Here is a 22,756-nt window from a genome sequence, read left to right as displayed (position 1 = left end):
GGCACGCGTTCGCAGGCGGTCAGTTCAGGGAAAGGGCTCTGGCTGCGCGGCTTGCAGCGGCAGCTTGGCGTTTTGCCAGGCGTCCAGGCCATCGCGATACCAATACAGGTTCTTATAGCCCAGGGTCGCTGCGCGTTTTACCGCGTTCCAGCTTAACCAGCAATCGGCGCGGCAGTAAAAGACCAGCGGCTGATCCACATGGCCGCCGGTGGCTTTTTGCAGATGGCGTGCGAAGTAGGCTTGCCAGGGCGGGCTCAGCTCACCGTCACCGGTGTTGGCCAGCCAGTAGCTGCCGGGGAGGTTGGTGTGGGGGTGGTCTTCGATGAAGCGCCCTTGCAGCCATTGCCGGCGATAGACATCGACCAGCACCGGCATGGGCTGTTGCCCCAGCAGGCCCTGCAGTGTGGCGGTATCGATAACCTGGGCGCCCTCGACCTGGTGCGGGGTCGGGCTGCGATAGAGGGCGGTGCGATAGCCCTCGGCGGAGAACAGCGGCGTCGTGTCGGCCTGGGCGACGCCCAGCGACAGACTCAGCGAAAGGGCCGCCAGCAAAGGGCGCGGCAGCCTGGGCAGGGCACGTGGCATGGCTTTGTCCTTTTTGTTATAGGCCCATTACATGCCAGCAGGGGGGCTTTGTGAATGCGACGATAGACAGCAAAGCCAGTACTAAAGTAGTAGTTGGCCGTGGCTGATGACCCCAGTGGGTTGCGGGCCTATGCAGAAAGTAGCGGTTACCCGGCACCAAGGTAGTAAATCCGCTGGGGGTGCTCGGTTCTACGATGGGCAGCAGCGCACCCCAGGCTGGGCGCGCAACCCTTGAGGAGAACCGCCTATGCGCCTGGTCAAAGTGCTGCTCCTGCCGTTGCTGCAGATCCGCTGGGCGGTGCGCCGGGGCAGGGGTTTGCTGGATGAGCTGGCCCAGGCCCAGGCCGCCAATGCCCAGCTGACTCAGGCCCTGCTGGCGGTGCAGGAGCAGGAGCGCACACGGCTGGCGCAGGCCCTGCACGATGACCTCGGGCAATACCTGGCGGGCATCCGCGCCCAGGCCTGCCTGCTGCGCAGGGTGGCCGACCAGCCTGCGCGGGTGGAGCAGACCGCGCAGGCCCTGGCACTCCATTGCGATCACCTGCAGCAGGGCTTTCGTGCGCTGGTGCACGACCTGTATCCGGTGGCCTTGCACCAGGTACCGCTGGCCGAAGCCTTCGGCCAGTTGGTAAGCCAATGGCAGGCCAGCCAGGGCATCGATTGCCGCCTGCGGGTCGCTGAGCACCTGCCGACGCTGAGTGGGGCAAGCCGGGTGCACTTGTATCGGTTGCTGCAGGAGGCGTTGACCAATGTCGCCCGGCATGCCGGCGCCAGCCAGGTGCGGGTACGCCTGCAACGCAGCGCCAAGGGCGTGCGCCTGCTGATCCGCGACAACGGCTGCGGCGCATGCCAGCCCCAGCGCCCCGGGGTGGGGCTGCATTCGATGGCCGAGCGCGCCCGCAGCCTGGGCGGCGAATTGCGCATCCTCAGCCGGCCGGGTGCCGGTTGGGCGCTGGCCCTGAACATGCCCGTGGAGGTCTGATGAATATCGTCCTGGTCGATGACCACGCGGTGGTCCGTCAAGGTTACGCCAGCCTGCTGCGGGCAGTGCTGCCGGCGTTGCAGGTGCGCGAGGCCGCCAGCGGCGAAGAGGCCCTGGCCCGGGTTCAGGAGCAAGTGCCGAACCTGGTGATCATGGACTTTGGCCTGCCAGGCATCAGCGGCCTGGAAACCACCCGCCGCCTGCGCCAGCGCCTGCCACAGTTGCGGGTGCTGTTTTTCAGCCTGCACGATGAACTGCCCCTGGTGCGCCAGGCGCTGGATGCGGGGGCCTCGGGTTACCTGACCAAGAGCGCGGCGCCCGAGGTGTTGATCGAGGCGGTGCAGCGGGTGTTGGCCGGGCATGCCTACATCGAACAAGGGTTGGCCACCCAGCTGGCGTATACCCCACAACAGAGCGCCAGCGACCCGCGCATGCGGCGCATGACCCAGCGTGAAATGGAGATTTTCGTGATGCTGGCCAAGGGCACACCGATGCGGGTGATTGCCGAGCAGTTGTGCATCAGCGCCAAGACTGTGTCCAACCACCTGACGTTGCTCAAGAGCAAGTTGCAAGTCAGTTCCCATGCCGAGCTGGTGCATCTGGGAATCGACATGGGGGTGGTGAGGGTGGCGGGGTGAGGGTGGGGATGAGGATTGTGGGGGGCACACAAAAAATCTGGCAGGCCCCAAGCGTTCGGCTTGATAGGTTTGGCGCTCGATCTCACAGGCGCTAAAAACCCCACGGCGAACACCCCAACTCATTTATCCCAAGTCTCAGGACACCCCGCACACCCCTCCATATTCGCCTCCTGGAAATTCCCATAATGCTGCCGCGCCCCGCGCAGGTCGGCCCCTGCCAGGTTGCTCTGGCCAAACTTGGCTTCCTGCAGGTTGGCATCGCCAAGCTTGGCCCCTTGCAGATCTGCCTTGCTCAGCCAGGCCATCTCCAGGTCCGCCGCCTGCAGGTTGGTCTGGTGCATCTTCGCCCCAGAAAGCCGGGCGAACTGCAGGTACGCAGCGCTCAGGTCGGCACTTTCAAACTGCGCACCTTGGGCGAACAGGCCCCAGCCTTGAATGGCAATGAGCCGGGCATGGCTCAGGTCTGCCAAGCGCAGGTTGCTCTGCTGCAGGCTGGCGCGGGTCAGGTTGGCGCCCTGCAAGCGTGCTTTTTCCAGGTTGGCCAGGTCCAGCTGGGCATGGCGCAGGTCGGCCTCGCGCAGGTCGGCGCCGGCCAGGTTCATCTTGCGCAGGTCCTGGTTGGCCAGGTTGGCGCCACGCAGATTGGCCCCCGGGCACTGGCTCGCTTCGGCGATGACACAGCCGTTGACGGTCAAGGGGGTATCGTTGCCATCGTCGTCGGCGTTCGCGGCCAGGGCAGGTGTCAGGGCCAGCAGCAGGGCAAAAGGCAGGTAGTTCATGGCAAAAGGCTCTCGGCGAAAGGAGGGCTGTTGCGGGGCGCGTGCTGGCCGCGCCCCGCAGGGATCAACGCTGAGCGGTCTTGGTGTCCCAACTCGGGATCTTGAACACCCAGAACGAGCCGCCCTGGGCCACCGGCTTGGTCAGCTCGGCCATGTCGCCGCCCCACAGCGGCACGGCGCCGCCGTAGCCCACGGTCACGCCGATGTACTGCTCGCCGTCCTGTTCCCAGGTGATCGGCGGCGAGACGATGCCGCTGCCGGTCTGGAACTTCCACAGCTCCTTGCCCGTCTTGGCGTCGAAGGCCTTGAAGAAGCCGTCGCCCGTGCCGGTGAACACCAGGTTGCCCTTGGTCGCGAGTACGCCGGCCCACAGCGGCAGGTGCTCCTTGTGCTCCCAGACCAGCTTGCCGGTGCTCGGGTCCATGGCGCGCAAGGTGCCGACGTGGTCGTCATACATGCGCTTGATGCGAAAACCCATGCCCAGGTAGGCCGAGCCCTTCTTGTAGTTCACCTCCTCTGTCCAGTACTCCTCTTTCCACTGGTTGCCTGGGATGTAGAACAGGCCGGTGTCCTGGCTGTAGGCCATGGGGTTCCAGTTTTTACCGCCCAGGAACGGCGGCGAGACTTCCACTGGCTTGCCCTTGGTTTCACCCGGTAGCGGCTTGGCCGGACGCTGGCCGGGGTTTTCGACCGGGCGCCCGGTCTTGAGGTCGATATGGCTGGCCCAGGTGATGTTGTCGACGAAGGGGAAGGCGTTCTGCAGTTTGCCGTTGTTGCGGTCCACCACGTAGAAGAAGCCGTTGCGGTCGGCGTGGCCGGTGGCTTTGACCACCTTGCCGTCCTTGTCCTTGTAGTCGAACAGCACCAGTTCGTTGTTGCCGGAGAAGTCCCAGGCATCGTTCGGCGTGTGCTGGTAGAACCACTTCACCTCGCCGGTGCTCGGGTCGACGCCGACCTGGCCCGAGGTATAGAGGCTGTCGTAGTCGTGGGGGTTGCCATCCTTGGAGGTGCGCGCCCAGGTATTCCAGGGGCCAGGGTTGCCTGCGCCGACAATGATGGTATTGCTCTCGGCGTCGAAACTGGCGCTCTGCCAAGGGGCGCCGCCGCCGTGGCTCCAGGCCTCGACCTTGCCGGTTTCGGTGGTGGCGTCGTCTGGCCAGGACGGCGCCTTGACGTCGCCGGTCGGCGTGCTGTCCTTGCCGTTCAGGCGGCCCATGTGGCCCTCCACGAAGGGCCGCATCCACACTTCTTCGCCCGTGTCCGGGTCACGGGCGAACAGCTGGCCGACCACGCCGAACTCATCGCCGGAGCTGCCGTGGATCAGCAACACCTTGCCGCTGGTCTTGTCCTTGATCAGCACCGGGGCGCCGGTCATGGTGTAGCCGGCGCTGTGGTCGCCGAACTTCTTGTTCCACACCACCTTGCCGGTGCGCTTGTCCAGGGCGATGAGGCGGGCGTCGAGGGTGCCGAAGTAGATCTTGTCGCCGTAGATCGCCGCCCCGCGGTTGACCACGTCGCAGCACGGGCGAATGTTGTCCGGCAGGCGGTGGTTGTAGGTCCACAGGCGTTTGCCGGTCTTCGCATCGAGGGCGAACACCCGTGAGTACGAGCCGGTGACGTAGACCACACCGTCGCTGACGATGGCCTGGGATTCCTGGCCGCGCTGCTTCTCGTCGCCGAAGGAATACGACCAGGCCGGGGTCAGCTTGAACACGTTCTGGTCATTGACCTGGGCCAAGGGGCTCCAGCGCTGGGCGTTGGTGCCCATGCCGTACTGCAGTACGTCCTGGGTGGTCAGGTGGTCGTTGGCGATGTCTTCCCAGGTCACGTTCTTGCCGGCCGGTGCCGCGGTCGCGCTGGCCGCCGTGGCCGCCGTGCAGAGGGCCAGGCTACCGGCCAGCAGCAGGGCCCGCACGCCCAGGGCCAGAGGGGAAAGGGCGGGTAGCGATCTTATTGTCATGGTTGCAGTTCCCTGTGGAGTTTTGGCCTGCACAGGGTGGGGCGGGGCGGCTGTCGGGGATACGGAAAAAGTCCCGCCCTTGCCGGGAAAAGTTCCCGGTCGGCACCTCATTTGGCCCTTCGCCACAAGCCCTACTACCAAGGGAGTAAGGCCCGGCCACCAAAGCAGCATACGGCCGCCTGCGGGCTGTTTCTAAGATGGCGGCACGGCCTCTGTGGTTGAGGCCTTGCGTGCAACTTGAGGGCATAACAATGACAACAAAACGCAACGTCTTGCTCGCTACAGGCCTGCTGGCCGGCGCTTTGCTGACCGGTACGGCCTGGGCCCATGGCAACGTGGTGCCCCAGGCAGTGGAAACCAAGGGCTTGACCCCGATCAAGGACGCCGGGGTCAGCCTGGACGGCGACGGCTGGGCGGCGGTCAACCCGTACCGTACCTCCGCCGAGCACGACAAGGCCGTGGAAATCGGCGCCTCGGCGTACAACCAGAACTGCGCTGCCTGCCATGGCCTGGAAGCCAAGTCCGGCGGCATCGCCCCGGATTTGCGCATGCTCGATGTCGGCGAGGCAGGGGATGAGTGGTTTGTCGAGCGGGTGCGCCACGGCGCGGTGCGTGACGGGCGGGTGTACATGCCAAAGATGGCCGACTACCTGAGCCAGGAAGCCCTGTGGGCAGTGCGCACCTACCTGGACAGCGTGCACGTCGAGGAGTGACAACCCTAGGAGCAGGTGATGAACTGGCGAACGACTATGCTGCTGGCCTGCTGGATGCCCTGGGCAGCGCAGGGCCTGGCCACTGAAGCGAGTGCCCACCCGGACCCGGTACCGTCGGTGATGTGGGACTTCTACCACAAGCAGTTGCTGGGGCAGGCCGCTTTCGTCTTCGATGATCGGGTCAAGCTGCTGGCGCCGCCCTTTGCCGAGGACGCACGCCAGGCGCCGCTGGAAATCGACGCCCGGGCGTTCGCCGGCGAGGTGGTACGCATCATTGCCTGGGCCGAGCTCAACCCGCTGCCGCGCATCGTCGATTTCGAGCCGGGCGAGCGCGTGCTGCCGTGGCTGTCGGTGCGCATCCGCATTGAGCAGGCCACGCCGCTGGGTGCGGCGGTGCTGACCCGCGACGGCCTTTGGCATGTCGGCTCGACCTTGATCGATGCTGCAGGTGGAGGCTGTACGGCGCCCAGCGTGGTGCGCAGCCAGCCCGGCTGGGAGGAACACCTGGGTGAAGTGCTGGGCGGTCGCTACCCGCGAGGCGATACCAGCCGCCTGCGTTTGCAGGTGGCCCACCCGATGGACAACGGCCTGGTCAGCGGCATCCCCGAATTCTTCCTCAACCATGCCGAGTTGCAAGACGCGGATGGCCAGCGCCTGGCCAGCCTGGAACTGTACCCGGCGGTCAGCGAAAACCCCAACCTGGGCTTCGATATCCAGGGCCCTGGGCTGACCCGGCTGGTGTTGCAGGACAACAGTGGCAACCGCTTCGAGGCGACCGTTCGTTGAGCGTGTTGCTCGCTTTCATTCCCTGACCCGAGGCGCCCGCCATGCGTTGGACCTTGCTGTTGCTGCTATGCCTGGGCCTGCCGGCCTGGGCCGACCTGGACTATCGCCTCACGCCCCGGCAGATCGCGCAGGGCACCTGGTTGCTGGAGGGCAGCACCGACAATTTCGCCAAGGGCAATGGCGGCAATGTCGTCAACACGGCGTTCATTGTCACCGACTGCGGCGTGGTGGTGATCGACAGCGGGCCGTCCAAACGCTATGGCGAGGCCTTGCGCCAGGCCATTGCCGCGATCACCGACAAGCCGGTGGTCGAACTGCTGCTGACCCACCACCACCCCGACCATGTGCTAGGCAACCAGGCGTTTGCCGATGTGCCGATTGGCGCCCTGGCAGGCACTGGCGAGCTCTTGCGCCAGCAGGGCGACGCCATGGCCGAGAACATGTACCGCCTGGTCGGCGACTGGATGCGCGGCACCGAGGTGGTGCTGCCGACCCGAGTGCTGGAACCAGGCGTTCATGAGGTTGGCGGCCACCGGCTGCGGCTGTTGGCGTTGGGCGGGCATACCGGCGCTGACCTGGCGATTTTCGATGAGCAGACGGGCGTGCTGTTTGCGGGTGACCTGGTGTTCCATGAGCGTGCTCTGACCACGCCCAACAGCCCGGGGCTGGAGGTTTGGCTCAAGGACCTGGATACCCTGCAAGCCTTGCCCTGGAAGCGGGTTGTACCCGGGCACGGGCCGGTGGCCAGCGATGCGCGGCCGTTTGCGCAGATGCGCGACTACCTGGGCTGGCTCGATGGCCTGATGCGTGAGGGTGCAGCGCGGGGGGATGACATGGTCGAGATGATCCGCAGCCCGATTCCCGAGCGGTTTGCCAGTATCAGCTTGAGCCGATATGAATTGATCCGCAGTGTCAGCCATCTTTATCCGCGTTACGAACGTCAGCGGTTGCAGCGCGTTGATGGGGGTAGGGTGGGGTTGTAGGGATCAGGATATACGCACCACCACAACCCTCAAACTGACCCCCCGCCCCTTCGTGCCCTTACTACCAAATGACGAGACCTCCACTGCCAACGATGCATTCGTCTGGCACGCGGGGCTTTTTACCATGGCTCCATCGCCCGTCGTCGGACAGGCATCGACCCGCAGAGGCTCAGCATGATCTACGCACAACCCGGAACGCCAGGCGCTGTCGTGGCCTTCAAACCCCGCTATGGCAATTTCATCGGCGGCGCGTTTGTGCCACCGTTGGGTGGCCAGTACTTCACCAACAGCTCGCCGGTCAATGGCCAACCGATTGCCGAATTCCCACGCTCCACTGCCCAGGACATCGACCTGGCCCTGGACGCCGCGCACGCCGCCGCCGAAGCCTGGGGCAAGACCTCGGTGCAGGAGCGCGCGCGGGTGCTGCTGAAGATCGCCGACCGCATCGAGCAGCACCTGGAAGTGCTCGCTGTGACCGAAAGCTGGGACAACGGCAAGGCCGTACGCGAAACCCTCAATGCCGACGTGCCGCTGGCAGCAGACCACTTTCGTTATTTCGCCGGCTGCATCCGCGCCCAGGAAGGGGGCGCGGCAGAGATCAACGAACTGACCACGGCCTACCATTTCCATGAACCGCTGGGCGTGGTCGGGCAGATCATCCCGTGGAACTTCCCGCTGCTGATGGCCGCCTGGAAACTTGCCCCGGCCCTGGCCGCCGGTAACTGCGTGGTGCTCAAACCCGCCGAGCAGACGCCCTTGTCGATCACGGTGTTTGCCGAGCTGATCGCCGACCTGCTGCCCGCAGGTGTGCTGAACATCGTCCAGGGCTTCGGCCGTGAAGCCGGCGAGGCCCTGGCCACCAGCAAGCGCATTGCCAAAATTGCCTTCACCGGTTCCACCCCGGTGGGCTCGCACATCATGAAGTGCGCGGCCGAGAACATCATCCCGTCCACCGTGGAGCTGGGCGGCAAGTCGCCGAATATTTTTTTCGAAGACATCATGCAGGCCGAACCTGCGTTCATCGAAAAGGCCGCCGAAGGCCTGGTGCTGGCGTTCTTCAACCAGGGCGAGGTTTGCACCTGCCCGTCACGAGCGTTGATCCAGGAGTCGATCTACGAACCGTTCATGGCCGAGGTGATGAAGAAGATCGGCAAGATCACCCGCGGCAACCCGCTGGACACCGAAACCATGGTCGGCGCCCAAGCCTCGCAGCAGCAGTACGACAAGATCCTCTCCTACCTGCAGATCGCCCAGGACGAGGGGGCGCAGTTGCTCACCGGCGGCGGCGCCGAGCGGCTCGACGGCGACCTGGCCAGTGGGTACTACATTCAGCCGACCCTGCTCAAGGGCCACAACAAGATGCGCGTCTTCCAGGAAGAGATCTTCGGCCCGGTGGTGGGCGTGGCCACCTTCAAGGACGAAGCCGAAGCCTTGGCGATCGCCAACGACAGCGAGTTCGGCCTGGGCGCAGGGCTGTGGACCCGAGACATCAACCGCGCCTACCGCATGGGCCGGGCGATAAAGGCCGGTCGCGTGTGGACCAACTGCTACCACCTGTACCCGGCGCATGCGGCGTTTGGTGGTTACAAGAAGTCTGGGGTGGGCCGCGAGACCCACAAGATGATGCTCGACCATTACCAGCAGACCAAAAACCTGCTGGTGAGCTACGACATCAATCCGCTGGGCTTCTTCTAAGCGCACACAGGCCCAGCGGTAGGGTGCCGCTGGGCCTGGATGCAACGACGCACGCGCAGAGGGCTCTGGGTGGGCGCCTCTGCGCGCGCGTCACCCGTTTGCGTAATGTCCCGTGTCACCCCCTACCAACGCACCCCGCAAGCTCGTTCCAAAGTAGCATTCGGCCCGTCGCCCCCCCGTGCATTAATGCCTCTACCGGAATCGCCCGGCAATAGAAGAGGACTGCCCCATGTGGACTAAACCCGCTTTTACCGACCTGCGCATTGGCTTCGAAGTGACGATGTACTTCGCCAATCGTTGATGGCCTTGCGGCCATCGTTGCGATGGCCGTTTCTTCTCTGGGAATTGCAGCCCATGCTGGAGATCCTCCAGTTCAAGCTCGATGTGCTGTGGAGCATGCTCGATGCCATGAGCATGGCGTATGAGCTGCAGCGGCTGCCGTATCACAGCGTCACTCGGGACAACGTCTGGCATCGGGGGATTATCCTGTGAAGCTGATCGAGCGTGAGCAGGCGCTGGCCTTGCGCCGCGGTTTTCGCCTGCAATGGGAGCCACGCCAGGATTGCCATGTGCTGCTGTACCCCGAAGGCATGATCACCCTCAATGCCAGCGCCGGCTGGGTCCTCGAATTGCTCGACGGCCAGCGCAGCGTGGCGCTGATCATCGACAGACTGGTGCAACGCTTCCCCGGCGTGCCGGGGCTGGATGAAGATGTGCTGGCGTTTCTGGAGGTGGCCCGTGCCAAATACTGGATCGAATGAGCCACGCCCGGGGCCGCCGCTGTGGTTGCTGGCGGAACTGACCTACCGCTGCCCGCTGCAGTGCCCGTATTGTTCCAACCCGCTGGACTTTGCCCAACAGGGCGAGGAGCTGACCACTGAAGAATGGATCCGGGTGTTCCGCGAGGCGCGGGCGATGGGCGCCGCGCAACTGGGCTTCTCTGGCGGCGAACCGTTGGTGCGCCAAGACCTGGCAGTGCTGATCGAGGCCGCGCGGGGCATGGGTTACTACACCAACCTGATCACCTCCGGCATCGGCCTGACCGAACAGAAAGTCCGCGACTTCAAGCGCGCCGGGCTTGACCATATCCAGATCAGCTTCCAGGCTGCCGACGAGGCGGTCAACAACCTGCTGGCCGGCTCGCGCAAGGCGTTCGCGCAGAAGCTGGCGATGGCCCAGGCGGTCAAGGCCCAGGGTTATCCGATGGTGCTGAACTTCGTGACCCATCGGCATAACATCGACCAGATTGCCGAGATCATCGAGCTGTGCCTGGCCTTGCAGGCGGACTTCGTCGAGTTGGCGACGTGCCAGTTCTACGGCTGGGCCGAGCTCAACCGTGCAGGCCTGTTGCCGACCCGTGAGCAGTTGCAACGGGCCGAACGGATTACCCAGGTTTATCGCCAGCGGTTGGAGGCCGAGGGACATCCATGCAAGCTGATTTTCGTCACGCCGGACTACTACGAAGAACGCCCAAAGATCTGCATGAACGGCTGGGCCAATCTGTTTCTCGACATCACCCCGGATGGCACTGCGCTGCCGTGCCACAGCGCCCGGCAGCTGCCCGTGAGCTTCCCCAACGTGCGCGAACACAGCATCGAGCATATCTGGAACGACGCCTTCGGCTTCAACCGTTTTCGCGGCACGGCCTGGATGAAGGAGCCCTGCCGCTCCTGCGATGAAAAGCACCAGGACCTCGGTGGCTGCCGCTGCCAGGCCTACATGCTCACCGGCAATGCGGCCAATGCCGACCCTGTGTGCAGCAAGTCGCCGCACCACGGCGTCATCCTCCAGGCCCGGCAGGAGGCGCAGGCAGCGGGGCAGGGCATGGTGCAACTGACCTTGCGCAACGAAAAGGCGTCGCGCCTGATTTTTCGGGGCTGAGCCCTTGCCACCCTTTGGTCTGGTTACTTTCGTTGCGGGATGCTTTACGCTGGCGGTTACCTTTCAGAACAAAAAAAACAGGCTTTCCGATGAGCCAGAGCTTCAGCCCGCTTCGCAAGTTCGTTTCGCCTGAAATCATCTTTGGTGCCGGCTGCCGGCATAACGTCGCCAACTACGCCAAGACCTTCGGTGCCCGCAAGGTGCTGGTGGTCAGCGACCCCGGCGTGATTGCCGCCGGTTGGGTGGCGGATGTCGAGGCCAGCCTGCAGGCGCAAGGCATCGATTACTGCCTGTACAGCGCCGTGTCGCCCAACCCGCGGGTCGAAGAGGTAATGCTCGGCGCCGAGATCTACCGGGAAAACCACTGCGACGTGATTGTCGCCGTCGGCGGCGGCAGCCCGATGGATTGCGGCAAGGCGATTGGCATCGTGGTCGCCCACGGGCGCAGCATCCTTGAGTTCGAAGGCGTGGACATGATCCGGGTGCCCAGCCCGCCACTGATTCTGATCCCCACCACGGCCGGTACCTCGGCCGACGTCTCGCAGTTCGTGATCATTTCCAACCAGCAGGAGCGCATGAAGTTCTCCATCGTCAGCAAGGCCGTGGTGCCGGACGTTTCGCTGATCGACCCGCAAACCACCCTGAGCATGGACCCCTTCCTGTCTGCCTGCACCGGCATCGACGCGCTGGTGCATGCCATCGAAGCCTTCGTCTCCACCGGCCACGGCCCGCTGACTGACCCCCATGCGCTGGAGGCCATGCGCCTGATCAATGGCAACCTGGTGCAGATGATCGCCAACCCGGGCGATATCGCCCTGCGCGAGAAAATCATGCTGGGCAGCATGCAGGCCGGCCTGGCGTTCTCCAATGCGATTCTTGGCGCGGTGCACGCCATGTCCCACAGCCTGGGCGGGTTCCTCGACTTACCCCATGGCTTGTGCAACGCCGTGCTGGTGGAGCACGTGGTGGCGTTCAACTACAGCTCGGCCCCGGAGCGCTTCAAGGTGATTGCCGAGGTATTTGGCATCGACTGCCGCGGTCTCAACCATCGGCAGATCTGCGCGCGCCTGGTGGACCACCTGATCGCGTTGAAGCGCGCTATCGGCTTCCATGAAACCCTTGGTCTGCATGGGGTGCGCACGTCCGACATTCCGTTTTTGTCGCAGCACGCGATGGGTGACCCGTGCATCCTCACCAACCCTCGCGAGTCGAGCCAACGTGATGTCGAGGTCGTCTATGGCGAGGCCCTCTGACGAGCAGCAGCGGGCACTGGCCGGGCTTTTGGGGCTGGGCGACCACTCGGCGCGCAAGAGCCATTACCCGGAACTGGCGGCGCGCCTGGACGAACTGGAAGCCGAGCGCAACCGTTACAAATGGCTGTTCGAGAACGCCGTCCACGGGATTTTCCAAGCCAGCCTGCAAGAGGGCATGCGTGCCGCCAACCCGGCGCTGGCGCGCATGCTCGGTTACGAGAGCCCGCAGGCGGTGTTGTTTTCCCTGACCGACCTGGCCGCCAACCTGTTTGTCGGCGGCGCCCAGGAACTGCAAGCGATTACCGCAGCCTTAGCACGCGAACACAGCCTGCACGGCTACGAGACCCGCTTGCGGCGCAAGGACGGCAGCCACCTCGATGTGCTGATGAACCTGCTGCTCAAACCCGGCCAGCAAGGGCTGGTGGAAGGTTTTGTCGCCGACATCACCGAACGCAAGCAGGCCCAGCAGCGCCTGCAACAGCTCAATGACGAACTGGAGCAGCGGGTGGCTGCCCGTACCGATGAACTGCTGGAGGCCAACCGCAACCTGCAACAGCAGATTACCGAGCGTAAACAGATCGCCCGAGCCCTGCGCGACGCTCGCGACGCCGCGGAAACCGCCAACCGCAGCAAGGACAAGTACCTGGCTGCCGCCAGCCATGACCTGCTGCAACCGCTCAATGCCGCACGCCTGCTGATCTCGACCTTGCGCGAACGGCCATTGCCGGAGGCCGAGCAGGTGCTGGTGGAGCGTACCCATCAGGCTCTGGAGGGCGCCGAAGACCTGCTCACCGACCTGTTGGACATTTCCCGGCTCGACCAGGCGGCGGTCAAGCCTGACGTGGCGTTGTACCGTCTCGATGAACTGCTCGGGCCGCTGGTCTCGGAATTCCGCTCGGTGGCCGACGCGGCGGGCCTTAAACTGCGGGCACGCATCGGTGACTACGCTATCAGCACCGACCTGCGGCTGATGACGCGGATCCTGCGCAACTTTCTCAGCAACGCCTGCCGTTATACCGACCAGGGCCGGATCTTGCTGGGGGCCAGGCGTCGCGGCGCCTGTTTGCGCCTGGAGGTGTGGGACACCGGGCGTGGCATCGCGCAGGATCGGCTGGAGGCCATTTTCCTTGAGTTCAACCAATTGGACGTTGGCCGCGCCGCTGATCGCAAAGGCGTAGGCCTGGGTTTGGCCATCGTTGAGCGGATCGCCAAGATTCTCGGTTACCGGATCCAGGTGCGGTCATGGCCGGGCCGTGGCTCGATGTTCAGCATCGAGGTGCCGATCGGCGAGAAAGTACCGTTGCCAATCCACCAGAGCGCGCCGCAGCCCGGCGCCGGTAACCCGTTGCCCGGCCGCCGGCTGCTGGTGCTGGACAACGAAGTGAGCATTCTCGAAAGCATGCGCGCGCTGCTGGCTCAGTGGGGCTGCGAGGTGGTGACCGCGACCGACCAGGCAGGGGCCTTGTTGGCCTTGCAGGGGCAGGCACCGGAGCTGATCCTGGCGGATTTTCACCTGGATCACGGGGTTGTGGGTTGCGAGGTGGTCCGGCACTTGCGTGAGCATTTCAACGCCCCCATCCCTGCGGTGATCATCACCGCAGACCGCAGCGATCAGTGCCGGCGTGCTTTGCAAAAGCTCGGTGCGCCGCTATTGAACAAGCCCGTCAAACCGGGGAAATTGCGCGCGGTATTGAGCCAGTTGCTGGGTTAACAGGCCCCTGCAGCCAAGGTGAACGTCACGACTGGAGCTCGGCAGCCGTGTTCTTCTTCCAGCCCCTGAGGTTCATGAGGCATAGCACTACCTGCAGCACAATCAACGCCCAGGCCTGAGCGTGCCAGCCCCAGACTGACCATAGTAGGTTGCTGGCAATGAAACAGCAGAAGCCAATCTTGCGACGCCCGGCGCGGCGCGAGCCTATGCACCAGGCGGCCAGTACCGTGACCGCCATGGCAGGCCATTCCAGCAATTCGATCCAGTTCGCCATCAACGCCAATCCCAACGCATTTTCTTACTGGGCGCCTGCCAGGGCGAGCCGAGAGGGCCCCGGCACGGCGCACTCGATTCAAGCGGCGCGCTGCTCGCTCTTGAGCAGTTTCTTCTGCGCTTCCATGGCCAGCCCCAGCTCTTCAAGCTGGCCCTTGCCCAGCAGCTTCTTGGCCGTCGGGAACAGCTCGCCTTCCTCTTCCTCGATGTGATGCTCCAGCAGCTCTTTCATCACCTTGACCCGCCCGGCGAATTCGAGGGTGCCGGTTTCGGTATGAAGCAGATCAGGCAACACCAATGAATCGACGGTGCGGTGCTCTTCCTTCGCTTCGTAATACATCTTGGCTTCTTCCTTGCCACCGGCCTGCTTGATCGCAGGGTAGAGGATGTCTTCCTCCAGGGCGGTGTGGACTTGCAGTTCCTGTTCAATCCGATGCAGCAGTTCAGCGCGTTTCTTTACGGCACGTTCAGTGGTCGAAGACAGTTCTTCCAGCAGCTTTTTCACCACGTTGTGGTCTTGAACCAGCAGATCGATAGCATTCATGTCGTCACCTCAGTGCGGGCGGGTTAGTACAGGCTTACTAGGCATTGAGTCGACCTTGTGCAGCAGGGTTCAACAAGGATGATGGTTGGCGTGCTTGTCTTGGGCTTGGAGGTGTCGCGAAGATCAAGCGCCGCCCGCGCGGCGCTCGATCTGACTGGCGCTAAAAATGCACTGGCGGGCACCTTGTAGCCCAAATGCAATCCCCCCCCAAAAAAACAGGGAATTTCGAATTGGCATGGAAATCTCATGGTAACTATGAGAAATAGTTCATCTCAATAACCCTGTTTCAACCTCCTACCAAAAATAAGCAGAAGGGGGCTTCATGAGTTGTCTGATTTGCGCGGGAAGTGCCGAATCCGTCGAGTGTTCGACGGGGTGGGAAGAGCGTCACTGTTCGCAATGCGGGTGCTACCGAATGTCCCAAGCGCTGATTCTGGTGATGATGGAAGAGGGGCAGATCTTCGATACTGCACGGATGCGTGAGTGGCTGACGACGCGGCGCAGTGTGGTGCCCGTCCCGTCTATCGAGGTTCATCACGCCATCCTGGTTCAGTAAACCTAGGACGAGACTGTGGCCCTCATGAAGTGTCCGTTATTCAGGCGCGGTCCCCGCGCAGCCAGCGCTCGTAGTAGTGACTCAGTCGGGTCAGCCCATACAGGGCGCCCTCGTGCATGACCTGCGCACGTTCCCCAAAGAATCGCTGGGTACGGGTAAACACTGCGATGGGTTCGCCGGCAAAAGCCCAGGCAAAGCACAGTGTGCCGGGTAAAACCCCCGATGCCTGGCCAGGCCCGGCTACGCCGGTGGTTGCGATGACGACATTGGCATCGCTGTCCTTCAACGCACCTAATGCCATTTCCCAGGCCACGGCCTCGCTGGTCAGGCCATAGCGCTCGATGGTTTGCGGGTTCACGCCCAACAGACGCTTCTTGGCCGTGGGTGAGTACACCACGTAGCCGCTTTCAAGCACTTCCCCTGCACCCGGGTAGGCGGCCAGCAATGCAATCATGCAGCCTGCCGTGCAGGATTCTGCGGTGGTGAGTACCAACTGGTGGTCTTTGAGGTAGCCGAGCACTGCCAGCACGGGATCGCACGCCATTTTGGTTTCGACTCATGAATGCTTTTGCGGTGGACGTGGCACACAGGCAAATGGTTCAGCGCGTTATTGCCCGTTTCGTCTGAGCTGAGGCGCAGGCCCCTTGAGCGATGCAAGGGGCTGCAAGGGGCAGGTTCAGCCTGCCAGGGCGCTGATCAACTGCTGGTTGAACGCGGGAATATCATCTGGCTGGCGGCTGCTGATCAGGTTGCCATCAACCACCACCTGTTCATCCACCCAGGTGCCGCCGGCGTTGCGGATATCATCCTGCAGTGTCTTGTAACTGGTCATCCGCTTGCCTTTGACCAGGCCACTGGACACCAGTAGCCATGCACCATGGCAGATCACCGCTAGTGGTTTACCGGCCGAATCGTGGGCTTTTACCAGTTCCTGCGCGCCGGCTATCAGGCGAATGGTGTCGGAGTTCTGTACGCCGCCAGGCAGTACAAGGGCATCGTAGAGGTCGAGCTGGGCATCGTCGAAGGTTGCATCCACGGTAAATTCGTCGGCAGGCTTGTCATGATTCCAGCCGCGAACGGTGCCTGGCGTGTCACTCAGGATATCGACCACTGCGCCGTTATCTTTCAAGGCATCACGAGGACCGGTCAGTTCCACCTGTTCGAAACCATCGGTGACTAGAAAGGCCACGCGCTTGCCACTGAGTTGCGCACTCATCGGGTATCTCCTTTTATCAATACACCTGAGAGAGAAGGCCTGCGACAAGCCAGCAAAGTTCCGACGCTGTGCGTCAGCGTCCTCACATTTTTTTGTGCAGGGGTGCATCCAAACAGGACGGTGGCGGGTAATCAGGACAGGGCAGCCTTGCTGCAGCCCCGACCACCCCCTATCAGGAGTTTGCACGATGACCTTCACATCCGTTCCCTGCTCGCTCGTCGCTGGCCTGGCCCTGGTTCTGGCCTCACACACAGCCCACGCTCAACAAGGCCTGCCTGATGCCGTGAAGGTGCCCGAAGGCCACAAGGTGGTCCTGGAAACCGTGGGCGTGGGCGAAATCACCTACGAATGCCGCGACAAGGCCAGCATGCCGGGGCAGACCGAGTGGGTTTTCGTAGGCCCGAAAGCGGTGCTCAATGACCGTTCGGGCAAGGCAGTGGGCGACTACTTCGGCCCGCCTGCCACCTGGCAAGCCAAGGACGGTTCGAAAATCACCGGGACCCAGCTCGCTGTGGCGCCCGTGGACAAGACCGCGCTGCCGTATCAACTGGTGAAGGCCAACCCCGCCGAAGGCCCAGGTGCCATGCACGGCGTCAGCTACATCCAGCGCGTTGCGACCCATGGTGGCGTTGCGCCGCAAAGTGGCTGCACGGCGCAGAACAAAGGCGAGCGACAAATCGTCAAGTACCAGGCTGACTACGTGTTCTGGGCCGCCAAATGATCGATGTTGTGGCAGCCGGCGGGTGATTGATCATCTACCCTTACCGCCAGACCTGGCCTCAAGGCTGGGGCTGCACTCGGTAATGCTAGGAGTGATCGAACGTTGAACCTGCCTGTTACCCCCTTCGATTTTCAGGCATGCCTGGCGGCGTGCGCTCAAGGCGATCGGCGCGCCTTGCAGGCGCTCTACACCCATGAAGGCGCACGCTTGCTGGGCGTCACGCGGCGCATCGCCAGGGATGACGCAACCGCCGAGGATATCGTCCACGATGCCTTCATCCGCATCTGGACCCGCGCCGCGAGTTTCGACCCGGCGCGCGGTTCGGCACGGGGTTGGATCTACAGCATCACCCGGCACCTGGCGTTGAATCACATACGTGACGTGCGCTGTGAAGTCGCTTTTGACGAAAGCGATATCGACGCCATCGGCGCCGTGTTCCCGGGTGCCGATGATGAGGCATGGTCGGGTTCGAGCAGGATCTACCGCTGCCTGGAGCAACTGCAGCCTTCACCTCAACGGTGCATCCTGCATGCTTATGTGGACGGGTGCAGCCACATCGAGATCGCTAGCCTGCTCGACGCGCCACTAGGCACCGTCAAAGCCTGGATCAAGCGAAGCCTCAAGGCTCTCAGAGAGTGCATGGGATGAAAGCGGATGCTGCCGATCAAGACCAGGACGCGCTGGAGGCGCTGGCAGGGGAGTACGTACTCGGCACACTGCCTGCCGACCAGCGCGCGGCGCTGGCCGCGCGCATGGCGCATGACCCGCGCCTGCAGCGGGCTGTGGATGCGTGGGAAGAACGCCTGCTGGCCCTGACCCGTGTTGCCCAACCCTCAACACCCAGCCCCCGCTTATGGGGGCGTATAGAGCGCAGCCTGGACGAGCGCGCGGGGTGGTTTGCCAAACCGTCCGTGGCGTGGTGGCAGCGTCTTCGCCTGTGGCAGGGGGTGAGTGCCGTGGGCATCGCAGCGAGCCTGGTGCTGACGTTTCTGTTGCTGGTCAGCCAGGCACCGTCGCCGCGCTACCTGGTGGTGCTGGTTGCACCGACGGACCAGGCGCCGGGATGGGTGGTGCAGGCAAGCGATGGGCGGGCCTTGGAGCTCATCCCCCTGGGCCAGGACGCTGTACCTGACGGCATGGCACTGCAGTTCTGGACCAAGGGCTCGCAATGGCCCGCACCCGTTTCGCTGGGGTTGATCAAGCCAGGCGAGCAATACCGCGTCCCCGCCAGCAGCATGCCGCCTTTAGAACCCGACCAACTGTTCGAGCTGACGCTTGAAAAAGCCGGTGGCTCGCCCACCGGGCGGCCGACCGGGCCGGTGAAATTCATAGGCCGTGCGGTGAAGGTTATTTGAGCATGGAGGCTGCTCGGTCGCCAGCCGACGGCATGTTTCGACCTCGCTCATTGGGCCATGAAATCCCGTGGGGGTGGCGTGAGTTCGGCCAGCAGGTTTTTCAAGCCATCACCCCATTGCTTGCGGATCTGGCTGTAGTAAGGGTCGTCATGATGAATGCGAACCGGCTCCCTGGCTGTGCAGCTGTCTTTGCCATACACCAGCAGATCCAGGGGCATGCCCACGGACAGGTTGCTGCGGATGGTGGAGTCGAATGAGATCAGGCCGCAGCGCACCGCCTCGTCCAAGGGCGTGTGGTAGGTGAGGTTACGGTCCAGGATCGGCCTGCCGTACTTGCTCTCGCCCAATTGCAGGAAGGGGGTGTCTTGGGTGGCCTGGAAGAAGTTGCCCTGGGCATAGACGTTGTAGATGCCCATGGGGCTGCCAGCGATCTGCCCGCCCACCATGAACGAGGCGCTCAGATCGATCTGGGCTGTCAGCTTGCTGCGGTCACGGGCGACCACTTCGCGCAGGGTTTCGGCCACCAGTACCGTTGCATCGTAGAGCGTGGCGACGTTCAGCAGGTGGGTGCCGGAGCCCCGGCTGCGTTGTTCGAGCAGGTTGACCACCGATTGCGAGGTGGCGAGGTTGCCGGCGGTTTGCAGGACGATCAGCCGCTCGCCGGGCACGCTGAAAACGAACAACTTGCGAAACGTGGATATCTGGTCGATGCCGGCATTGGTGCGTGAGTCGCAGATGAATACCAGCCCGTCCGCCACGTGCATAGCGACACAGTAGGTCATGCTGTTTACCTTGTGCTTTGAATGGAGGGCCCCGCCGCACACGGCATGCCGGGGCCTGCTGGTGTTGCGCCAGGGGGTTACTGGCGATGCACCTGAACGCTTGCCTGCATGGATTCGACGCCGCCACCCCGGCGCACTCCGCGGACTGGGCAGGCATCGAGGTAATCCAGCCCGACGGCCAGTTTAAGGTGACGCTCGGGCCGGGTGAGGCGGTTGGTGACGTCGAAGCTGTACCAGGCTTCATCGATCCAGGCTTCAGCCCAGGCGTGGCTGGCCAGGTGGGTTTCGTCTTCGGTGCACAAGTAGCCGGACACGTAGCGTGCGGGGATACCCAGGCTGCGGGCGCAGGCCAGGAACGCGTGGGTATGGTCCTGGCACACCCCGGCACCGCCGGCAAACGACTCGATGGCGGTGGTGCCCACCGAGGTCGCGCCTGGGCTGTAGGGCATATGGTCGGCCAGGCCTTGCATCAGTGCAGTCAACGCTGCCCGGTCGTGGCGCTCGCCACACTGCTGAGTGGCGAAGGCCTTGAGCGCGTCACTGGCCTGGGTGAGGTGGCTGCTGCGCAGGAACGGCAGGGGCGACTGGCTGCCGGCCTCGTGCTCGCAATCCGGGTCGATTTCCACCTGGCCGCTGGCCGTCAGGGCCAGGTGGCCATGGGGCTTTTCCAAGGTCAGCACGTGCAGGATGTTGCCATAGGGGTCGATCTGGCTGTTCACCTTGCAGGGCAAGTCCAATTGCCAGTCGAGGATACGTTGGCGCTCGCTGCTGCGCGGTGTCAGGCGCAGGAACTGGATGCTGTTGCAGACGTCACTGGCGTAGCTGTAGGTGGTGTCGTGGCGGATGGACAGTTTCATATGACCTCCAGATAGGCGTTATGGACGGTCTGGCCCAGTTGGTGGATGCGGCCGATGAAGTCGGTCAGCCACAGGTGCAGCCCGGCTTCGAGAATCTCGTCGATGGCGGTGTAGCGCAGTCGTGCGTTGAGTTCGGCGGCCAGCCTTTGTGCGGCGCGGCCGGTATTGCCAGGCAGGCCGGCAAGAATCTGGTCGAGCTCATCAATGCAGGCATGCAGCGAACGCGGCACGTCAACGCGCAGCAGCAAAAGCTCCGACACCGGTCGCGCGCTGGGCGCGTTGCGGTAGATTTCATTGAAGGCTTCGTAGGCGGTCAGGGCGCGCAACAAGGCGCTCCACTGGTAATAACCGCGTGCAGAGTCGTCGCTGACCTCCTCGGAGGTTTCCCCGAACATTTCATAACGGGCATCGAGCAGGCGCAGGGTGTTGTCTGCCCGCTCGAGGAAGGTGCCCAGGCGAATGAAACTGTAGGCATCGTTGCGCATGATGGTGCCGGAGGTCGCGCCACGGAACAGGTGCGAGCGTTCCTTGACCCAGTCGCAGAACTGGCTGATGCCGTAGCGCCCAAGGCCGTTGCTGGCGATGTTGCGCATTTCGATCCAGGTGGCGTTGATGTTTTCCCACATGTCGGCGGTGATCCGCCCACGTACAGCATGGGCGTTGGTACGGGCAGCTTGCAGGCAGCAATAGATGCTGCTGGGGTTGCTCGCGTCCAGCGCAAAGAAGTGCAGCATGCGCTCGGGGTCCAGCTCGGTGTGCTTGCGGATGTAATCGTCCAGCGTACCGGACGCCAGCAGCGACATGGCCAGCTCGGCGTGGCCATCCGAACGCCCGGCTTGCGGCATCAGCGACAGCGAGTAGCTGACCTCGAGCATGCGTGCGAGGTTTTCGGCGCGTTCCAGGTAGCGGGACATCCAGTACAGATCGGAAGCTGTTCTCGAAAGCATGGGTCAGTCCTCCACCACCCAGGTGTCCTTGGTACCGCCGCCTTGCGACGAGTTGACCACCAGCGAGCCTTCTTGCAGCGCAACGCGGGTCAGGCCACCGGGCACCAGGCGGGTTTCACTGCCTGACAGCACAAACGGACGCAGGTCGATGTGGCGCGGCGCAATGCCGCTTTCGACGAAGGTCGGGCAGGTGGACAGGCACAGCGTGGGCTGCGCGATGTAGGCGTGCGGGCGCGCCTTGATGCGGGCGCGAAAGTCTTCGATCTGCGCCGCTGTGGCGGCAGGGCCGACCAACATGCCATAGCCGCCGGAGCCTTGGGTTTCCTTGACCACCAGCTCGGGGAGGTGGGCCAGGACGTGGGAAAGGTCCTGTGGCTTGCGGCATTGCCACGTGGGCACGTTCTTCAGGATCGGCTCCTCGCTCAGGTAAAAGCGGATCATGTCGTCGACATAGGGGTAGATCGACTTGTCGTCGGCAACGCCGGTGCCCACCGCGTTGGCCAGCACCACGTTGCCAGCCCGGTACACCGAGATCAGCCCCGGTACGCCCAGCATCGAGTCAGGGTTGAACGACAGTGGGTCGAGGTATTCGTCGTCCAGGCGGCGGTAAATCACATCCACCTGCTGTGGGCCGGCGGTGGTACGCATATAGAGATGGTCGTTGCGCACGAACAAGTCGGCGCCTTCGACCAGCTCGATGCCCATCTCCCGGGCCAGGAATGCATGCTCGAAGTAGGCGCTGTTGAAGCGCCCCGGAGTGAGCACCACGGCGGTCGGGTTGTCCAGCGGGCTGGCACTCTTGAGTGTGTCCAGCAGCAGGTTGGGGTAGTGGTCGATGGGGGCGATGCGCTGGGCGGCGAACAGCTCGGGGAACAGGCGCATCATCATCTTGCGGTCTTCGAGCATGTAGCTGACGCCGCTGGGCGTGCGCAGGTTGTCTTCCAGTACGTAATACGTACCGTCACTGTCACGCACCAGGTCGACGCCGGCGATATGGGCGTACAGCCCACGGTGCAGATTCAGGCCCTGCATGGCGACCTGGTAGCCCTCGTTGGCCAGCACCTGCTCGGGCGGAATGATGCCGGCCTTGAGAATGCGCTGTTCGTGGTAGATGTCCTGCAGGAACAGGTTCAGCGCCTGGACGCGCTGGATACACCCGCGTTCGACGATGCGCCATTCGCTGGCGCGGATGCTGCGCGGGATGATATCGAAGGGGATCAACCGCTCGGTGTCTTGCTGGTCACCGTACAGGGTGAAGGTGATGCCGGCCCGATGAAACAGCAGGTCGGCTTCGTGCCGCCGCTGCTCCAACAATGCCAGCGGCGTGTTCGCTAGCCAGCGGGCGAACTCCTGATAGTGCGGGCGGCAACTTCCGTTTGCCTCATACATTTCATTGAAAAAAGCCCGGGACATACCCCCTCCTTGCCACGACTCGTCGGCAGTGTTGTTGCACATTCATCCATTCACAACGCGGTGCGGTACTGCATTTACTTGTGGATGCGGTTTTTATGGATCGCCTCGGGTTAAGGGGTGAACTCG

At 63.4% G+C, this 22,756-nt stretch carries 25 protein-coding genes and 2 pseudogenes; 16 read left to right on the top strand and 11 right to left on the bottom strand.

Annotation, left to right across the window (positions count from 1 at the left end; translation table 11 throughout):
* Nucleotides 1-24 precede the first annotated feature (24 nt).
* Nucleotides 25-585 carry a PQQ-dependent catabolism-associated CXXCW motif protein gene (locus tag LJX93_RS15450; protein WP_047583365.1) on the bottom strand — a complete coding sequence of 187 codons (561 nt, stop codon included), beginning with the start codon at nt 583-585 and terminating at the stop codon, nt 25-27.
* Between the two features lie 265 nt (nt 586-850).
* Here LJX93_RS15450 and LJX93_RS15445 point away from each other — a divergent pair.
* Nucleotides 851-1,567: pseudogene (locus LJX93_RS15445) on the top strand (sensor histidine kinase); the annotation flags it as partial.
* A complete protein-coding gene (locus LJX93_RS15440; RefSeq protein WP_033698486.1) occupies nt 1,567-2,205 on the top strand; it encodes a response regulator transcription factor in 639 nt (212 codons plus the stop codon). The pseudogene LJX93_RS15445 and the gene LJX93_RS15440, both read left to right, overlap by 1 nt.
* Before the next feature lie 119 nt (nt 2,206-2,324).
* Here the strand turns inward: LJX93_RS15440 and LJX93_RS15435 are convergent, their stop codons facing one another.
* Both LJX93_RS15435 and exaA read right to left on the bottom strand, forming a co-directional pair.
* On the bottom strand, nt 2,325-2,984 hold the full coding sequence (locus LJX93_RS15435; protein WP_033698485.1) for a pentapeptide repeat-containing protein: 660 nt from the start codon (nt 2,982-2,984) through the stop codon (nt 2,325-2,327).
* A 64-nt stretch (nt 2,985-3,048) separates the two neighbouring features.
* Complete coding sequence (gene exaA / locus LJX93_RS15430) at nt 3,049-4,944, bottom strand: quinoprotein ethanol dehydrogenase (protein ID WP_033698484.1); 1,896 nt, start codon at nt 4,942-4,944, stop codon at nt 3,049-3,051.
* Between the two features lie 251 nt (nt 4,945-5,195).
* Between exaA and pedF the strand changes: the two genes are divergently transcribed.
* The 10 genes and pseudogenes from pedF (at nt 5,196) to LJX93_RS15380 (ending at nt 13,966) form a co-directional block, all read left to right on the top strand.
* A complete protein-coding gene (gene pedF, locus LJX93_RS15425) occupies nt 5,196-5,657 on the top strand; it encodes a cytochrome c-550 PedF (protein ID WP_047583160.1) in 462 nt (153 codons plus the stop codon).
* Between the two features lie 18 nt (nt 5,658-5,675).
* Complete coding sequence (locus LJX93_RS15420; RefSeq protein ID WP_227696153.1) at nt 5,676-6,443, top strand: quinoprotein dehydrogenase-associated SoxYZ-like carrier; 768 nt, start codon at nt 5,676-5,678, stop codon at nt 6,441-6,443.
* Nucleotides 6,444-6,484: 41 nt separating this feature from the next.
* On the top strand, nt 6,485-7,426 hold the full coding sequence (locus tag LJX93_RS15415; RefSeq protein WP_227696152.1) for a quinoprotein relay system zinc metallohydrolase 1: 942 nt from the start codon (nt 6,485-6,487) through the stop codon (nt 7,424-7,426).
* Nucleotides 7,427-7,600: 174 nt separating this feature from the next.
* Complete coding sequence (locus tag LJX93_RS15410) at nt 7,601-9,121, top strand: aldehyde dehydrogenase family protein (protein WP_033698479.1); 1,521 nt, start codon at nt 7,601-7,603, stop codon at nt 9,119-9,121.
* Nucleotides 9,122-9,350: 229 nt separating this feature from the next.
* Nucleotides 9,351-9,422 (top strand): pyrroloquinoline quinone precursor peptide PqqA, encoded by a 72-nt coding sequence (pqqA, locus tag LJX93_RS15405; protein ID WP_003253598.1) that lies wholly within the window; start codon nt 9,351-9,353, stop codon nt 9,420-9,422.
* Between the two features lie 53 nt (nt 9,423-9,475).
* A pseudogene (locus tag LJX93_RS15400) lies at nt 9,476-9,613 on the top strand (pyrroloquinoline quinone biosynthesis protein C); the annotation flags it as partial.
* A complete protein-coding gene (pqqD, locus tag LJX93_RS15395) occupies nt 9,610-9,882 on the top strand; it encodes a pyrroloquinoline quinone biosynthesis peptide chaperone PqqD (RefSeq protein WP_033698477.1) in 273 nt (90 codons plus the stop codon). The pseudogene LJX93_RS15400 and the gene pqqD, both read left to right, overlap by 4 nt.
* The gene (gene pqqE, locus LJX93_RS15390; protein WP_047583158.1) at nt 9,860-11,002 is read left to right on the top strand and encodes a pyrroloquinoline quinone biosynthesis protein PqqE; all 1,143 of its coding nucleotides are present in this window, start codon (nt 9,860-9,862) and stop codon (nt 11,000-11,002) included. Before pqqD ends, pqqE begins: the two co-directional genes overlap by 23 nt.
* Before the next feature lie 89 nt (nt 11,003-11,091).
* Nucleotides 11,092-12,255: an alcohol dehydrogenase-like regulatory protein ErcA gene (gene ercA, locus LJX93_RS15385; protein WP_033698473.1), complete on the top strand. Its 1,164-nt coding sequence runs from the start codon at nt 11,092-11,094 to the stop codon at nt 12,253-12,255.
* Complete coding sequence (locus LJX93_RS15380) at nt 12,239-13,966, top strand: NahK/ErcS family hybrid sensor histidine kinase/response regulator (RefSeq protein WP_033698472.1); 1,728 nt, start codon at nt 12,239-12,241, stop codon at nt 13,964-13,966. The genes ercA and LJX93_RS15380 overlap by 17 nt, the downstream gene beginning before the upstream one ends.
* Nucleotides 13,967-13,991: 25 nt before the next feature.
* On the opposite strand, the gene LJX93_RS15375 is transcribed toward LJX93_RS15380, so the two are convergent.
* Both LJX93_RS15375 and LJX93_RS15370 read right to left on the bottom strand, forming a co-directional pair.
* Nucleotides 13,992-14,240 (bottom strand): hypothetical protein, encoded by a 249-nt coding sequence (locus LJX93_RS15375; protein WP_033700117.1) that lies wholly within the window; start codon nt 14,238-14,240, stop codon nt 13,992-13,994.
* Between the two features lie 78 nt (nt 14,241-14,318).
* Nucleotides 14,319-14,783: a hemerythrin domain-containing protein gene (locus LJX93_RS15370; RefSeq protein WP_033698471.1), complete on the bottom strand. Its 465-nt coding sequence runs from the start codon at nt 14,781-14,783 to the stop codon at nt 14,319-14,321.
* Nucleotides 14,784-15,198: 415 nt separating this feature from the next.
* Between LJX93_RS15370 and LJX93_RS15365 the strand changes: the two genes are divergently transcribed.
* Nucleotides 15,199-15,339 (top strand): hypothetical protein, encoded by a 141-nt coding sequence (locus LJX93_RS15365; RefSeq protein WP_167334458.1) that lies wholly within the window; start codon nt 15,199-15,201, stop codon nt 15,337-15,339.
* Between the two features lie 40 nt (nt 15,340-15,379).
* Here LJX93_RS15365 and LJX93_RS15360 read toward each other — a convergent pair whose 3' ends face one another.
* Together LJX93_RS15360 and LJX93_RS15355 are read right to left on the bottom strand one after the other, a co-directional pair.
* The gene (locus LJX93_RS15360; RefSeq protein ID WP_033698470.1) at nt 15,380-15,883 is read right to left on the bottom strand and encodes a CinA family protein; all 504 of its coding nucleotides are present in this window, start codon (nt 15,881-15,883) and stop codon (nt 15,380-15,382) included.
* Between the two features lie 132 nt (nt 15,884-16,015).
* Complete coding sequence (locus LJX93_RS15355) at nt 16,016-16,555, bottom strand: type 1 glutamine amidotransferase domain-containing protein (protein WP_033698468.1); 540 nt, start codon at nt 16,553-16,555, stop codon at nt 16,016-16,018.
* Between the two features lie 187 nt (nt 16,556-16,742).
* On the opposite strand from LJX93_RS15355, the gene LJX93_RS15350 reads away from it, so the two are divergent.
* The 3 genes from LJX93_RS15350 (at nt 16,743) to LJX93_RS15340 (ending at nt 18,631) form a co-directional block, all read left to right on the top strand.
* Nucleotides 16,743-17,276, top strand: a complete 534-nt coding sequence (locus LJX93_RS15350; protein WP_095064528.1) for a DUF3455 domain-containing protein — start codon at nt 16,743-16,745, stop codon at nt 17,274-17,276.
* 102 nt (nt 17,277-17,378) lie between these two features.
* Entirely contained in the window at nt 17,379-17,924 is a 546-nt protein-coding gene (locus LJX93_RS15345; protein WP_033698465.1) for a sigma-70 family RNA polymerase sigma factor, read from the top strand.
* On the top strand, nt 17,921-18,631 hold the full coding sequence (locus LJX93_RS15340; protein ID WP_047583155.1) for an anti-sigma factor domain-containing protein: 711 nt from the start codon (nt 17,921-17,923) through the stop codon (nt 18,629-18,631). The genes LJX93_RS15345 and LJX93_RS15340 overlap by 4 nt, the downstream gene beginning before the upstream one ends.
* 47 nt (nt 18,632-18,678) lie before the next feature.
* Here the strand turns inward: LJX93_RS15340 and LJX93_RS15335 are convergent, their stop codons facing one another.
* From LJX93_RS15335 to LJX93_RS15320, 4 genes are all read right to left on the bottom strand, one after another.
* On the bottom strand, nt 18,679-19,413 hold the full coding sequence (locus tag LJX93_RS15335) for a proteasome-type protease (protein WP_033698463.1): 735 nt from the start codon (nt 19,411-19,413) through the stop codon (nt 18,679-18,681).
* 77 nt (nt 19,414-19,490) lie between these two features.
* Nucleotides 19,491-20,270, bottom strand: coding sequence for a transglutaminase family protein (locus LJX93_RS15330; protein WP_227696151.1), 780 nt, complete (start codon nt 20,268-20,270; stop codon nt 19,491-19,493).
* Nucleotides 20,267-21,217, bottom strand: a complete 951-nt coding sequence (locus tag LJX93_RS15325) for an alpha-E domain-containing protein (protein ID WP_033698461.1) — start codon at nt 21,215-21,217, stop codon at nt 20,267-20,269. The genes LJX93_RS15330 and LJX93_RS15325 overlap by 4 nt, the downstream gene beginning before the upstream one ends.
* Before the next feature lie 3 nt (nt 21,218-21,220).
* A complete protein-coding gene (locus LJX93_RS15320) occupies nt 21,221-22,630 on the bottom strand; it encodes a circularly permuted type 2 ATP-grasp protein (protein ID WP_033698460.1) in 1,410 nt (469 codons plus the stop codon).
* Between the last annotated feature and the right edge of the window lie 126 nt (nt 22,631-22,756).

Origin of the sequence: Pseudomonas sp. HN2-3 (genome assembly GCF_020691745.1) — a bacterium.
GTDB classification, from domain to species: Bacteria; Pseudomonadota; Gammaproteobacteria; order Pseudomonadales; family Pseudomonadaceae; genus Aquipseudomonas; species Aquipseudomonas capeferrum.
This window is presented reverse-complemented; position numbering and strand designations above follow the sequence as displayed.